This window comes from Haloarcula taiwanensis (assembly GCA_002844335.1).
Lineage (GTDB): Archaea > Halobacteriota > Halobacteria > Halobacteriales > Haloarculaceae > Haloarcula > Haloarcula taiwanensis.
Map to the genome: position 1 here is coordinate 416,099 of CP019155.1, position 12,829 is coordinate 428,927.

11 protein-coding genes are annotated in these 12,829 nt (G+C 60.7%); 4 read left to right on the plus strand and 7 right to left on the minus strand.

All coding sequences use genetic code 11. The annotated features are described in order from the left end of the window. From BVU17_16970 to BVU17_16980, 3 genes are all read right to left on the minus strand, one after another. A complete protein-coding gene (locus BVU17_16970) occupies positions 1 to 2,406 on the minus strand; it encodes a DUF2309 domain-containing protein (GenBank protein ID AUG49265.1) in 2,406 nt (801 codons plus the stop codon). Further along, positions 2,396 to 3,883 carry an oxidoreductase gene (locus BVU17_16975; GenBank protein AUG49266.1) on the minus strand — a complete coding sequence of 496 codons (1,488 nt, stop codon included), beginning with the start codon at positions 3,881 to 3,883 and terminating at the stop codon, positions 2,396 to 2,398. The genes BVU17_16970 and BVU17_16975 overlap by 11 nt, the downstream gene beginning before the upstream one ends. A 410-nt stretch (positions 3,884 to 4,293) precedes the next feature. Continuing rightward, positions 4,294 to 4,767, minus strand: a complete 474-nt coding sequence (locus BVU17_16980; protein AUG49267.1) for an ArsR family transcriptional regulator — start codon at positions 4,765 to 4,767, stop codon at positions 4,294 to 4,296. A gap of 586 nt (positions 4,768 to 5,353) precedes the next feature. Between BVU17_16980 and BVU17_16985 the strand changes: the two genes are divergently transcribed. The 3 genes from BVU17_16985 (at position 5,354) to BVU17_16995 (ending at position 9,092) form a co-directional block, all read left to right on the plus strand. Next, positions 5,354 to 6,394, plus strand: a complete 1,041-nt coding sequence (locus BVU17_16985) for an ABC transporter substrate-binding protein (protein AUG49374.1) — start codon at positions 5,354 to 5,356, stop codon at positions 6,392 to 6,394. Further along, on the plus strand, positions 6,391 to 7,563 hold the full coding sequence (locus tag BVU17_16990; protein AUG49268.1) for a Fe3+-hydroxamate ABC transporter substrate-binding protein: 1,173 nt from the start codon (positions 6,391 to 6,393) through the stop codon (positions 7,561 to 7,563). Before BVU17_16985 ends, BVU17_16990 begins: the two co-directional genes overlap by 4 nt. Before the next feature lie 149 nt (positions 7,564 to 7,712). Continuing rightward, complete coding sequence (locus BVU17_16995) at positions 7,713 to 9,092, plus strand: MFS transporter (protein ID AUG49269.1); 1,380 nt, start codon at positions 7,713 to 7,715, stop codon at positions 9,090 to 9,092. Between the two features lie 42 nt (positions 9,093 to 9,134). Here the strand turns inward: BVU17_16995 and BVU17_17000 are convergent, their stop codons facing one another. Both BVU17_17000 and BVU17_17005 read right to left on the minus strand, forming a co-directional pair. Beyond that, positions 9,135 to 10,010 carry a fructosamine kinase gene (locus tag BVU17_17000; GenBank protein AUG49270.1) on the minus strand — a complete coding sequence of 292 codons (876 nt, stop codon included), beginning with the start codon at positions 10,008 to 10,010 and terminating at the stop codon, positions 9,135 to 9,137. 119 nt (positions 10,011 to 10,129) lie between these two features. Then, the gene (locus BVU17_17005; GenBank protein AUG49271.1) at positions 10,130 to 10,483 is read right to left on the minus strand and encodes a transcriptional regulator; all 354 of its coding nucleotides are present in this window, start codon (positions 10,481 to 10,483) and stop codon (positions 10,130 to 10,132) included. A gap of 143 nt (positions 10,484 to 10,626) precedes the next feature. Here BVU17_17005 and BVU17_17010 point away from each other — a divergent pair, with 143 nt between their 5' ends. Further along, complete coding sequence (locus tag BVU17_17010; GenBank protein ID AUG49272.1) at positions 10,627 to 11,130, plus strand: transcriptional regulator; 504 nt, start codon at positions 10,627 to 10,629, stop codon at positions 11,128 to 11,130. A gap of 6 nt (positions 11,131 to 11,136) precedes the next feature. On the opposite strand, the gene BVU17_17015 is transcribed toward BVU17_17010, so the two are convergent. Next, positions 11,137 to 11,688: a hypothetical protein gene (locus BVU17_17015; protein AUG49273.1), complete on the minus strand. Its 552-nt coding sequence runs from the start codon at positions 11,686 to 11,688 to the stop codon at positions 11,137 to 11,139. Positions 11,689 to 11,884: 196 nt separating this feature from the next. Beyond that, the gene (locus tag BVU17_17020) at positions 11,885 to 12,703 is read right to left on the minus strand and encodes a hypothetical protein (protein AUG49274.1); all 819 of its coding nucleotides are present in this window, start codon (positions 12,701 to 12,703) and stop codon (positions 11,885 to 11,887) included. Between the last annotated feature and the right edge of the window lie 126 nt (positions 12,704 to 12,829).

Sequence of the window (12,829 nt, forward strand, 5' to 3'; positions counted from 1 at the left end):
TTAGTCGTCCGCGGCCGCGGGCGAGGTCGACTCCGCAACATCGGCCTCGGGCAGGGCAGACACTGGCGACCACTCCAAGTCATGCTCGTACTCGAAGGCACGGTGGGCCTGCGTTGGGTCGACGACTGTGAGAGCGAGCCAGTTGTTGTCCAGCAGGTCTGCCAGCTCAGCGTGGTCAGCGAGCACGTCGGTGACGCGGTCGACCGGCGCGTGGATGACCGTCGAGAGACGGAGCGGCTGGTGGTACGGATCGTCGTCAGCAGCCATGAGCGACTGTAGCGGCAGGCCGGTCATCAGGTCACCGCCGTTGCCCTGGTAGACACCGACGTTGCCAACGGGGTTGTGGGTCACTTTCGACCCGCTGCCGTAGACAGCGTTGTCGACCGTCGAGAAGTAGTACTGGGTGTTGATCCACTGCGTGACGACCATTGGACCGGTGAGTATTGCTTCGAGCGCTTCACCGTCGGGGTCAGTCGACCAGTCATAAGAGTGGAGGAAGGCGCGGCCGTCGAGGTCGACACCGCTCGTCAGTTCGCGGGGACCGATAACGAAGCCAGCATTGCCAGCCAGACCCCACTCGGGGCGGGTCTCGGCCCAGTCGGCGGCGCGGCGTTCCGTTTCGCTGACTCCCGACGCACCGTCGACGCCCATCGATTCGGCACGCTCGGCAGCCGCGTTCTCGCGGGTCGTCGCGAGGTCGGCACGCAACTGCGCGAGGTCATCAGCGTGGCTCTCGGGGACATCGCTGTCGTACAGGTCCACCTCAGCGGTCGTCGTGTTGTGTTCACCAGCGAGGAAGACGGTATCGGCAGGGATCTCGAATCCGCGGTCGCGGAGCGCGGCCCTGACCTCCTCGTCGTTGCAGATTTCAGCCAGCACGCGGGCGTTCGGGCCGCCGGGGTTGCCGGCGCAGGCACCACAGTCCAGACTCGAATCGTATGGATTGTTGGTTGTTTCACTGGCGTGGCCGGTGAAGACGACGAGGCGACTGAACGTCTCCCAGCCCATCAGGTCGAACGCGGTGGCGGCGTACTCGACTTTCTCATCGGTGGTCAGCCCGACGGGCAAGTCACCGGTGTAGGTGTGCTGGTGGTGGACGAGCGGGTCGCAGAACTCGTGGTCGTCGGGCACCGAGCGCCCAGCCGCGTCAAACAGGTCCTGCACGCGCCCGGGGACAAGCGTTCGAGCCGCGAGTGCGAGGCCGTACCCGCTCCCGGCAGTCTCGACGAAACCGTAGGCCGTGGCGGCGTTGGCCTCCAGCGTCTCGACAATTTCGTCGGCAGTCTCACGGATGCCGGATAAGCGGTCGTAGCTCTTCTGGGTCTCGCTGTCGGTCGGAACGTCGGTGACGTGGTGCTGGGGGTCAAGAATCGGCGGGCAGGCATCGACCGACACGTCAGTGTCGTAGCCCTGGTACTCCATCGGAATACCGAAGAAACCAGCGTACCCGTGGGTTTCGTAGTCGCCCACGGCCTCGAGATGACGGCGGATGAGTTCTGAGCGAGTGTCAATGCAGAAGACAAGCTGGGCGTCCGGACGACCCGAACTGTCGCTGTCGGCGAGTGACTGGCTCTCCGTGGCGACGGTTTCGACGAGGTCGCCGCGATAGGTCGCCTCCCAGGCACGCAGGAACGCTCCGGCGAGTTCGGCGGCCGGGTCCGGGTCGATGCTGTCGTTCGAGGGAGCGATATCAGCACCGACAGCATCCAGCAGCGCCAGACGCGCCGCGAGGTATCCCGCAAGCGTAATCGGGCACGCCGACTGCCACTCGCTCTCGTCGTCGGCACGCTGCTTGATGAGTCCCGTCCAGCCCGGGAGGGCAGCCAGTTGCTCCTCGAAGATGTGCACCCACTGACTCTCCGGGTACGACGCGAGCACCGTTTCGATGGTCTCGGTCGGCGTCTCCGGCAGGGCAGTGATAATTCCCTCGTCGGGAATCTCGCCGTCGTGTTCGGCCATCCCACGGAAGGCGGTGTAGAACCCCGCTTCGCGGTTCGGCATCGACCAGTGGGCGCTCCCCTCGTCGAGGAACGCCGACAGCCATTTTGTCAACACTTGGTCGACGCGGTCCGGAGCAGTGTCGGAGTCACTGTCCGCGGCATCGGTCACTTCTGCCAGCCGGTCGAGCAGTATCTCGGGGTCGCTTTCGTAGCCGGCTTCGGAGAGTTCCGCGTCGAGAATCTCCGGGTCTATCTGGCCGCGCTCCAGCGCCGCACGGAACGTCTCCGCGCTGGGGTAGCCACGGCCGCCCAGCAGTTCGGACGCTTGCGAGACCGCCTCACTGAACGGCTGGTCCTCGAACCCCGCGAGTGGGTTTGCCGTCACGAACGAGTGGATGGGCCAGAGGGAGCCGACGGTGGTTGCTGCGGTGTCGATACTGTCGTGGATGGTGGATTCAGTACTCATTGTAGTCCTCCGTCGTGGTCAGCACAGTGTCGGCTGCCGGTTGGCCAGCGTTCAGCAACGCCACGTAGAGGCGCTGGCTGCGCTCGTGGACCCCGGTCTCGATAGCGGTGTAAATGCCGACGAAGACGACGGCAATGATGCCGTGTAGTAGCGTCAGTTCCGTCGTTGCAGGGCTGACAGGCATGAGTCCCGAGACGCCCGTGTAAACTGCGGCGTAGACGACGATGGCCGGGAAGAAAACCACCGGAACGGCCCCGTAGCGCGCCACCGTCGGAAGCGAGGTCTGCTGGACGGCGTTGCGGGCCGCGTGCAGCGTCGTGAACACCACGAAGAAGGTCAGCAAGAGCCCACTGTCGACCGTCATTCCTTTGCCTGTTAACAGTGCAAACACCGCGCCGCCGGCGAGTCCGGTCAGCAGCGTACCGATGACGCCAACGATGCTCGCTGTCGTCCCGAGCGTATGCGGCGTTCCTTCGCTCGGGCTCGTGTGTTCGACCTGTCCGCCGGCACTGAGGAACTGATAGGCCTTGTAGAACCCGTGCAGGATGAGGTGGGTGATAGCAGCCCCGAAGAAGCCGAGGCCGGCCTGCATGATCATAAAGCCCATCTGGCCGACCGTCGAACAGCCGAGCTTGCCCTTGATGTCCGTCTGAACTGATTTCAGGAGTTTCCCGCCGATGGCGCTGGCACCGCCGACACCGACGATTGCGAGCATGAGCGCGGTGTCAACGGTGATGACCGGCGCGAAGCGAGTCAATAGAATGCCGCCAGCGTTGACAAACCCGGCATGCATCAGTGCCGAAGCAGGCGTCGGAGCGGTCATCGAAGAGAGGAGCCAGCCGTGGAACGGAATCAGGGCGGACTGAATCATCGCCGCGAGCACGAGTGCGCCCGCGGCGGCCAGCCACACCGGACCACCGAGTGAGTCGGCGGCCGCCGTGATTCCAGAGACTGATGTGGCACCGGTCGTCCACCACAGTGCCGTTAGCGCGACGGTGAGAAGCGCGCTGCTGGCGACGAAGTACTTCCGCGCGACCGTGGCAGCCGCCTGTGCCTGGGCCCAGCCGCTGGCGATACCGATGAGCTTCGCCATCAACAGCCCCATGGCAAGCCACAGCGCTCCGAACAGGGCGAGGTGGTCAGCCGCGACCAGCCCCATCACGACCACTGTGAAGCCGAACACGGTGGCGAAAAAGGGCGTCTTGACGCGACTCCCCGCCAGATAGCGGCGCGAGTAGCTGTGAACGATACCGCTGAAGAAGGTGACGACCACCCACATCAGAACGGTCAACCCATCAATGGCGACCGCACCGGGTATCTCCCATGCGAACCCGGTTCGGACCCGGACGGCAAGCACAGCAATGCTCGCGGCAAACATCGACCACACGAGCCATGTGAGTGCGACGGGCACGAGCGGCGAGTCTGCCGTCGTGTCCGGGAGTGATCCGACCGTTTTCGATGAGTTGTGTCCTGACATCGTTGTTCGTTACCAATCACGGCAATCACGGACTGTGACTGACCGATTCTGGCTGTCTTCACCCATAGTGCGAACGGACTGGTTATTAAATCCTTCTATACTACCAATTTGTTCCTGAAAAGGTGTATTATAGAACATTATGTTTACTCGTTGGTGCTCAGCCGAAACCACCATCACGGTAGGAAACAGGCGTCTCGTGGCCTGAATCGACAAGTTTCTTCGAAAAAGGGCCGTACGCACGGACGCACGGAATCAACTGCTGAGGACTAATTGAGTATGGAAGGTGTCGAGATCACTAGTTTGTTCGTCGTGGCCGTTCGAAAACAAGACCTTACAAAAGACGAGGCAGTCACATCGATAGAGACGCAGTCGTCCGGCCAACGGCCCCGCAAAAGCACCACCGTTCTCAGTTAGCTCTCGGACTCGGAATCGAACTTACCGAAGGGCGTGGTCTCGTGGCTTCGGACGAGAACTTCGTCGGCTACTGTCAGGCCCATATCGAGAAGTGCCTGCGCAACTGGGGTGATATCGCTATCCGATTCGCCGACAGCCGTCACGAGGAGGTTCTCCTCGCCGGTGACCAGTTCTTGTACCGAGACAACGCCGTCAATATCGAGGATCTTCGGGATTAAATCGCCCCGGTCGGGAATCGACGCGGTGCAGTAAAGCAGCATCCGGAGCGGGTAGCCAGCCTGCTGATAGTCGACATCAGCGCTGTAGCCTTTGATGACTTCCCTCGACTCCAGATGGTTGATGCGCTTGCGGACGGTGCTGTCGGACGTATCGGTTCGCTCTGCGATGTCCCCGGACGACATATTTCGAGCGTCCTCCTGTAATGCGTACAGAATCGCTCTATCCACGTCGTCGATTTCCTCGTCGGCCATACTAGTGTGTCAACAGCAAGGACACTTTACTGTTGTACGTTCCCCGATACCGCTGTTGTGGCTGGCAGCAATACAGCCGGGGGTTCGACCGCGCTTGCGCTGTCAGTCGATAGGTCGGGCTTGACTCCGTTTGCAGCGAAGAATTGCGACGCCGAGAAACAGATGTGACCCCAGTGCGAACAGTCCGATCACGCACGCTCTCCCGAATCTGAAGCAACTATCACCTCATCGTCGATTCGGATACAAGCGTATGCTTGACGGCGTCCCCATCGGATGTCTCGTCAAGATAATCGAGTGAAACCCACGGCAGTGCCCCGATTTTCAGGCCCCCCTAAAATCCGAAGCAGTTATGTATTTTTAGGCTGCCCTAATATTTATGTCGAAAGACGAGACGGCTCACAGATCCCCGACGAGACGTGACTACATGAAGTACGGCGGCGCAGCGGTAGCTGGCGGTTTGCTAGCGGGCTGTGTAGATCAGTCCGGCGCAGAATCAACCCCGGCCCAGACAGACTCAGAAGGGCAGTCGTCCGCAACAGCCGACCCGACGACGGGCGACGACGGTTATTCTGTTACAATGTCACCCATGGGGACCGTCGAGTTTGATGCGGTTCCCCAGAACGTGTTCACGATACTGGGCCACCACGTAGACATGCTGGTCGCACTCGGTCGAGGTGATGCAATCAACGCGATGCACGCGCCCGAATACCACCAGTCGCTGTATCAGAAGTTCCTCCATCGACTGGAGGGCGTCTCAACCGATTGGGAGGGTCTGTACTCTTCGTGGCCACCGTCGAAGGAGAAACTGTACGAACTCGACAGCGATGTACACATAGCTGACCCAGCGAAGGTTGCGACGGCCGAGGGGTGGGACAACGACAGCATCCAGGAGATCGGCTCGAACGTTGGCCCGTGGTTCGGGAACACACTCAGCGGCACGCAGCAGGACCCGCCATCAGGCTGGGCCGATGCGTACGAATACTACACACTTTGGGAAATCTTCGGAAAGCTCGCGGCGGTCTTTCGGGCACGGGAGCGATATGGGGAGTTCAGATCCGTCCGCGATTCGATGATGCAAACTATCAACGCGGGCCTTCCCTCGGCGAATGACCGGCCGAGTGCGGCCCTGGTCCTGTTTTCCACATCCGGCGAGAAAATCTGGGGCTACAAGATGAACCATCCGGGCTACTATGCTGCCCACACCCGCCCGCTCGGTGCGACCGATGCCTTAGCCGATGCCGTCGGTAACGGGTACGGCGACGACGGGCGGAATATCACGCTCGATTCCGAATTGCTTCTTGATGCTGATCCGGACGTGTTGCTTGTCCTCGGGCCGATGACGGAGTACCACAATCTCGACGACATTCGGTCACAACTGGCAGACGACGAGGTACTGAGAAAAATGACTGCCGTGCAAGAAGGGCGGATATACGCTCAGGGTGCCCGTCGGCAGGGTCCGATCCTGAACCTGTTCCAGACGGAAATGACTGCGAAACAACTGTATCCCGACCAGTTCGGTGAGTGGCCGGGCTATGTCGACGGCGAGCCATACCCCGAAATTCCCGCCGAGGAACAGCTGTTCGATCGCCAGCGGGTCGCAGATATAATCACGGGTGAAGGACTGTGACTGACGCCGACAAAACGCCGCGTGAACGGTCGACACGCAGAGACTATATCAAGGGTGCTGGGCTGATTGCGGGCGGCAGTTTGCTCGCCGGGTGTGCCAGCGATGCTGTCTCAGAACCCACTGCAACCGAGCACAGAGGGACGCCCGCCACAACCGAGACGGAATCGTATACCGTTACCATGGAGCCGGTCGGCACCGTCGAATTCGAGACTGTACCCGAGACAATCGCCCCGTTCACCGCCGACTACATCGATATGCTGGTCGCGCTCGGTCACGGTGACGCAGTACAGTCAATCTGGTACCGTGGGCGGTACAAGACGCTACACTACGAGGAGTTAGATGGAGTGTCTATTGACCTCGACGGGCTCACACAGCTCTGGAACGACGGCGTCTCGAAAGAACCGTTCTACGAGATGGACGCAGACCTGCACCTCATCGATCCGAACGCGCTTATCGACTGGCTCGGGGCGTGGGATCAGTCTGACCTCACGGAGATTCGCGAGAACGTCGCACCGTTTCTCGGGAACCTCATCTTCCGGCGGACCGACGACTGGCACGACTACCGATACTACAGCCTGTACGAGGCTTTCGAGAAGGTAGCTGAGATGGTTCAGGAGCAGGCCCGTTTCGAGGCAATCCGCTCGATACATGACGAGATGGTCGAAACGGTGCAGGCTCGGCTCCCGGCACCAGCAGATCGGCCAAACGCCGCTCTGGTGTTCGCTGGCGAGGAACCGGAGGAGTTCACGCCGTATCGAATCAACGGAAACGGGGCAAATAAAGAACACTTCCAAACGCTCGGGATTTCCGACGCCTTTGCCGATACCGGAGTCGAGGGGTACTCCGGCTCGGAATCGCTTGATTACGAGGCGCTGTTAGAGATAGACCCGGACTCACTCCTGCTGCGGTATCACCGAGAAGGGAAGACCCGCGAGGAGTTCGAGAACTCGGTTCTCGCGTACATGAAAGACCACGAAGTGGGCAGCCAGTTGCGGGCCGTCCAGAACGACAGGGTGTTTCGTGGCGGCCCGATCTACACCGGCCCGCTGCACAACCTATTCATGATTGAACGGTACGCGAAGGCCTACTTCCCTGACGAATTTACAGAGGCGCACCTGTTCGACCGGGAGCACCTCGCGGAGATTATCACAGAGGGACCAGCTGAGTAATCGGACTCTCCGGTCATCGCGGAACTATGCTCAGTCGGGCGTAGCTGAATATCAGTATCGTGATGAAGACAGGTCGCACCCGCGGCCCCGCCGTCGTGCGAATAGACTTGAAAAGACTTTTACACAGATTCGAGTTCAATTTTACATAGATGTCCACAGCTACCATACGGAACGTCCTCCGCGGTGACGGCGACCGGTTCGTCTACGTCGTCTCCGCGTTAGCCGCGCTGAACGGACTGTTGTTCGGGTTCGACACCGGGATCATCTCGGGCGCGTTCCTGTTCATTCAGGACTCGTTCGTCATGTCGCCGCTCGTCGAAGGGATCATCGTCAGTGGTGCGATGGCCGGGGCCGCGGCCGGTGCGGCCGTGGGTGGCCAGTTAGCCGACCGCCTCGGTCGCCGCCGACTCATCCTTATTGCAGCCATCGTGTTCTTCGTCGGCTCGTTCACGATGGCCGTCGCGCCGACCGTTCCCGTCCTCGTCGCCGGGCGGCTTATCGACGGCGTCGCTATCGGCTTCGCGTCGATCGTCGGGCCGCTCTACATCTCAGAGATTGCACCGCCGCATATTCGCGGTGGACTCACCTCGCTCAATCAGCTCATGGTGACGACCGGTATCCTGCTCTCGTATTTCGTCAATTACGCGTTCGCCGACGCGGGCGCGTGGCGCTGGATGCTCGGTGCCGGAATGGTCCCCGCCGTTGTGCTTGCTATCGGGATTCTGAAGATGCCCGAGAGCCCGCGCTGGCTCTTCGAACACGGGCGGGAAGACGAAGCCAGAGCCGTGCTCAACCGAACGCGGTCCGGCGGCGTCGAGCAGGAACTCGACGAGATCCAAGAGACCGTCGAAACACAGGCCGAAACCGGCGTTCGGGATCTGCTGGCATCGTGGCTCCGCCCCGCGCTGGTTGTCGGACTCGGACTCGCCGTGTTCCAGCAGATCACCGGTATCAACGCCGTCATTTACTACGCTCCGACGATTCTCGAATCTACCGGCCTCGGAAACGTGGCATCGATCCTCGCGACAGTTGGAATCGGGACGATAAACGTCGTGATGACTGTCGTGGCGATCATGCTCGTCGACCGTGTCGGCCGGCGTCGACTGCTCCTTGTCGGTGTCGGTGGCATGGTTGCAACTCTCGCCGTCCTCGGTACCGTGTTCTACCTCCCCGGTCTTAGCGGGGGCCTCGGCATCATCGCCACAATCAGTCTGATGCTGTTCGTGTCCTTTTTTGCCATTGGCCTCGGCCCGGTCTTCTGGCTCCTGATATCGGAGATATACCCGCTTTCCGTTCGCGGGTCGGCGATGGGCGTCGTTACAGTCGCCAACTGGGGTGCGAATCTCCTCGTCTCGCTGACGTTCCCTGTCCTGACTGACAGCGTCGGAACCTCAGCGACGTTCTGGCTGTTCGGCCTCTGCAGCCTCGCGGGACTGGTGTTTGTCTACCGCACCGTCCCCGAAACCAAGGGGCGGACGCTGGAGGCAATCGAAGACGACCTCCGGCAGAACATCTCGCTGACTGACTGAAGCGGCCATCGGAACGGTAGGCTGTGCTGCTGTCTGTGGCTTTTAGAGACCGAGGCGATCTAACGCACTGTCGAGCCTCGGGAGTCTGTCGTCGCCGAAAAACCGGACGTTCTCCAGCGCGTGGAAGGCGACGTACACGTCGCGTCGCTTTTCGAAGTACTCGGCGGAGATATCACGGTGGCGGCGATATTCGTCGTAGAAGGCAGCACCGATCGAATCCAGTCGGTCGACGTACGCCAGGTCAACTTCGGCGTGGCCGAAATATATCGCCGGATCAAGGACGGCCCGAACAGTTCCGTCTGCCACCACAGTGTTGCCGGGATGGATGTCGCCGTGCAACAGCGACGGCGAGGCCGGCTCGACGAGCCGAGCATCGAGTGTGTCCGCCAGTTGCTGCACCCGGTCGAACTCGGCGGCTGGCAAGGTGCCGTCGTTCCGCGCGGCCCTCGCAAACGGGAGTACCCGTTGCTCGCGGAAGAAATCGACCCACGAATCGGTCCACGGATTCGGCTGCCTGAACGGCCCAGAAAGGGTGTCGAACTGAAAGCCGAACGCATCGGCTGAGATATCGTGGAGAGACGCGACGTGGCGCGCGAGGTCGCGCTCGGCCCGTTCACTGAATCGGCCGTCTCCACGGATGAACGATAGTACGAGCAGGTTCGGTTCGACGTGGAGGACTTCCGGAACGGGGAGGGATGTGGTACGGGTGAGATACTGAAGCATTGCTGCTTCGATTCCAAGCGGCGAGTCGTCAACTTTCACCGCCACGTCAGGCCGGTCGTGAAACGAGACGTGGTAGACCGACCCGACTTCTCCGCCGTCGAGTTCCGTCACGTCGTGAGCATCGGCGTCCAATACGCTCGATACCCGCTGTAGCACTGTCGCCTTCGGTCGTTCCGTGCCCGTCCCTTCGCCCATATTCGACGTACGAGAACCGTTCCAATAGGTCTGTTTGTCTCAGTCTCTGCGGCGAAAACAACGCCAGCCAAGTCTGACTGCAAGCTTCGGGTGCAGGCAGTCCGTGAAGCCGCTGGACACTACACGGAGCGGTCAGCGCTATCACCGAACTGCACGACAAGCCGTTCCGTGGCGAGGGCGTACACTGTCATCTCTGTCCCCTTCTCCGAGTACCACGTCTCGGCGGGTTCGATGAGGTCAGCTTCACAGAGCCGGTCGAGGTGATAGGAGACGCTCTGGAGCGAGCGGTCGACCGCGTCGGCGATGTCCGATGCGGTCCGCGGCTCATCTCTGACTGCCCCAAGTATCTCCTGAGCGGCTTCGGACGAGAGGATTTGAAGAACGTCAGTCGGTTCGGTACCGTTGACTACGACGCTCGTCTGCTCACGGGGTGCATAGTCAACCGGTGGGTGGTGGGGAAAAGCACTTGCCATTGATTGTTGGAGTAGCGACGGACGTTTTTGTTTGTTCGACCCAATCCGAACAAACCAATCAAACAATTTAATACTTACGAAAGCAATAGCCGGAGATATGACACGGCAGGACACGCGACAAACAGGGCAGGCGACTCGGATGCATGAGTGATGCTGACAGTTCGGTGGCACGGGAACGCGTCATCGAATCGATGGAGCAATCAGCCGAAGTGTACGGTCTCAGCCGAAGTGCCGGGCGCATCTACGGCGTGCTGTACTTCGCATCAGATCCGCTCTCAATCCCGGAACTCGTCGACCAGACGGGCTACGCGAAATCGACGGTCAGTAACGTCACACGGACGCTGTCGCGTCTCGGGCTCATCCACCGCCGGTCGTCGACGGGAGGCGGCAGACGAGTCCGGTTCGAGGCTGAACGTGAAATCTGGTTCATCCTACAGGACGTGTTCCAGCAATACGTCCAGCGGGAGGTCCAGACGACGCTCAGAACCATCCGCCGGGCGGAAGAGCAGGTAGCGGCAGATACTCGCGAGGAAGAGCGCGTTCGCAATCTCCGCGAGACGTATGAAGATCTGGAGGAGATCGTACAGCTCGTGTCGGAGTACTCGGCCGCCGAACTCCGCGAAGCACTTGCGACCTACGAGCGGTAGTCACCGCTACCAGTAGACCGTATAGGTACACGCATCCTCTCCGTTCCGACGACACGTTTCACCCGTTTCTTCGAGGAAGACGAACGCGTCGACCGGGGCGTACTGCTGGGCGACGCCCCTGATGAGACCGCGGTCGAACGGGCACGGATACGGATTCTCACACGTCACCTCGCCGGTCCGCTCGCCAACGGATTCAAAACGGTAGTGTCCGATGTCGCCGCCACGGTGGTTTCGCTGATAGGCCTCGTCTATCGACGTGAGAGCCTCTGGGACAGTGTCAAAGTCGTTGGGCCAGTCGGCGACACGAGGGATCTGCTCGCCTAGTCGGTCGAGGACGTGCGGCTGCAGGTCGTCAGCAATTATTTCGAACGCGTTCAGCCAGGCCTGCTGGGGATACCACTCGTCGGCCGCCGGTTCGGTGATTCCCTCCGAAGCGAGCGCCGTCAGCGCGCGGTCCCGGTACTCGTCTGAGAACTTCCCCATCGCCTCCTCAACTATCGTGAGTACCGTTTGCCCATTAATTTCGACAGCGGAGTCAAACGCGTCGTAGGATGCCATTCTGTCCTGGCGTTCACAGGGGAAGCAATAAAAACCGACCGTATACGCGGCAGACGTGACACTATCAGCCCAGAGAACGCACCTTCCGACAATGCTTCCTGCACCGCTGGACGCTACAGCGTGTCATTGTCACTTGCAGACAGTTCGCCGAGAGGTGACGGCTCCACAGAGTTCGTACAGGACAGTTCCCCTGTGACTATCGGTCCTCGGATCCGGCTTTGACCGCGGTGACCCACGCCGGTCGACGCACTGTCGGCTCGCCCGACTTGAACTCGACGGAGATGTCGTACGTTGTCGGCGCATCGCCCGTTAGTCTGACCAGCGCGAGTTCTGCATACGTCCCCGCTGATCCCGTCTGGTCCCACCTAACTTCCGCGGAGCGAACGCCAGTCGTGTCACTGACGGTTCGCACTTGCCCTGTGGCCCCGGTAATATGGTACGGTTCGCGTCCTTCGTACCAGCCGTTTTCTGGCTTGTAGACAGTCGCTTCCTGAGAGGGATCGATGTCCCGCTGGTATCCGACAACGTACAAGCTCCTGACAACGACAGATGCCGCTCCCGAGACATCGGTCCTCAGATCGCTTGCATTCTGCTTAATAATGAACGTGACATCGCCCTCAGTTCGGCTCTCCCTGATGAGTTTCCGATCGGTATCGCGCTGTATCTGCTCTCGTCGGCGGTCAGTACTACCGACATCCTCGACAACGAGACGACTGTAGACCGGAGCGCCAGGCGACGCCTGAAACTGTTCGGTTCGGACACCACCCTCGTCGATGAACAGGTAGCGCCCGCCGTCAGCAGTCACAGCGCCCTCAAATTTGAGCGCTGTCTCACCATCCGCGACAATCGCTCCCGTCGCCCGGTAGTCATCGACCTCGGGCACAGTGAATCGTTCATCGACCGGTTGCGTCGAGTGCGATTCTGCGGTCGTGACCGGATACACAGCGGCGAGCACAAGCACGAGACAGCACAGCGCTAGCGCACCGTTGAGCAGCCTCGCGGTACGACGGTCCATACCCCAGTGCCACTACTGATCAAGAAAAGCTATTCGAAAAGCGCAGTACAACCGTTGCTGTTCGTTCGGGGAATCGTAGCCGGATTACGCTACACAGGCAACGAGAACCTCGATGAAGACCGGGTC

Bases quoted from the DNA above. Each gene is read 5' to 3' on its own strand.
- BVU17_16970 (AUG49265.1), bottom strand. From the start codon at position 2,406: ATGAGTACTGAATCCACCATCCACGACAGTATCGACACCGCAGCAACC.
- BVU17_16975 (AUG49266.1), bottom strand. From the start codon at position 3,883: ATGTCAGGACACAACTCATCGAAAACGGTCGGATCACTCCCGGACACG.
- BVU17_16980 (AUG49267.1), bottom strand. From the start codon at position 4,767: ATGGCCGACGAGGAAATCGACGACGTGGATAGAGCGATTCTGTACGCA.
- BVU17_16985 (AUG49374.1), top strand. From the start codon at position 5,354: ATGGGGACCGTCGAGTTTGATGCGGTTCCCCAGAACGTGTTCACGATA.
- BVU17_16995 (AUG49269.1), top strand. From the start codon at position 7,713: ATGTCCACAGCTACCATACGGAACGTCCTCCGCGGTGACGGCGACCGG.
- BVU17_17000 (AUG49270.1), bottom strand. From the start codon at position 10,010: ATGGGCGAAGGGACGGGCACGGAACGACCGAAGGCGACAGTGCTACAG.
- BVU17_17005 (AUG49271.1), bottom strand. From the start codon at position 10,483: ATGGCAAGTGCTTTTCCCCACCACCCACCGGTTGACTATGCACCCCGT.
- BVU17_17010 (AUG49272.1), top strand. From the start codon at position 10,627: ATGAGTGATGCTGACAGTTCGGTGGCACGGGAACGCGTCATCGAATCG.
- BVU17_17015 (AUG49273.1), bottom strand. From the start codon at position 11,688: ATGGCATCCTACGACGCGTTTGACTCCGCTGTCGAAATTAATGGGCAA.
- BVU17_17020 (AUG49274.1), bottom strand. From the start codon at position 12,703: ATGGACCGTCGTACCGCGAGGCTGCTCAACGGTGCGCTAGCGCTGTGC.